The organism is Autumnicola edwardsiae, assembly GCF_031846505.1.
GTDB lineage: Bacteria > Bacteroidota > Bacteroidia > Flavobacteriales > Flavobacteriaceae > Autumnicola > Autumnicola edwardsiae.
In genome coordinates, this window is record NZ_JAVRHP010000269.1 from 1 (window position 1) to 867 (window position 867).

The 867-nt window shown below is 47.4% G+C and carries 1 protein-coding gene; it reads left to right on the forward strand.

Features of this window, described 5'->3' with window-relative positions:
* A partial coding sequence (locus tag RM529_RS17585) for an MFS transporter (protein ID WP_311486032.1) occupies positions 1–867 on the forward strand: 867 nt, incomplete at both ends.

The window sequence follows — 867 nt, forward strand, 5'->3', positions numbered from 1 at the left end:
TTGTATTAACAGCGATAACCGCCCTGGTGCAATCTGCTTCACAACTCATCCTGTTACGATTGCTAACGGGTTTAGGGGCAAGCGGTGTGGTGCCAATGTCCCTGGCCCTTGTAGGAGATATGTTCAAACCTTCAGAGAGAGGGAGACCCCTGGGACTTTTATTTGCCGCTATGGAAGGGGGAATGGCTTTAGGTTCTACCGCCGGGGTAATGTTGGAACCTTATACAGGCTGGCGTATGTTATTTTTGGCAACTGCCCTCTTGGCCGCTTTGGCTTTGTGGATACAAGTAGCCCGAATGGGCTGGAAACAGGAACCTCATAAATCCAATCGTACTTCATTCAAAAAAATGGTAGGTGGGTTTTACAGGCTACTTGCTTTCCCACGCGGGTTAAGGACCTATTTATTTGTATTCTGGAATGGGATCTTCCATTCAGGTATTTATACCTGGTTAGGGGTCTATTTTGTACAAAAGTATGATCTGGGGCCAATAGAAATTGGTTTGGCCATTCTGGGTTATGGCCTGCCAGGATTTTTCTTTGGTTCCCTTATAGGGCGCGCAGCCGATCGCAGGGGGCGATATCCTATTATTTTAACAGGCTTGGCAACAGCGGCCATAGCAACAGCCAGTCTCGCCCTGGAAATACCCGTTCTTGTCGCGGCCCTTGCAGTCACCTTGATCTCTTTGGGATACGACCTCACTCAACCTCTATTTGCAGGTATAGTAACCGAATTGGGTGGTAAAACAAAGGGAGGCCAGGCCATGGGACTGAATGTTTTTGCATTGTTTACCGGCTTTGGCCTTGGGAGCTTATTGTTTGGGGAATTATTGAAATTAGGGTTAGATCAGGCGTTAATTATTTTTGCGG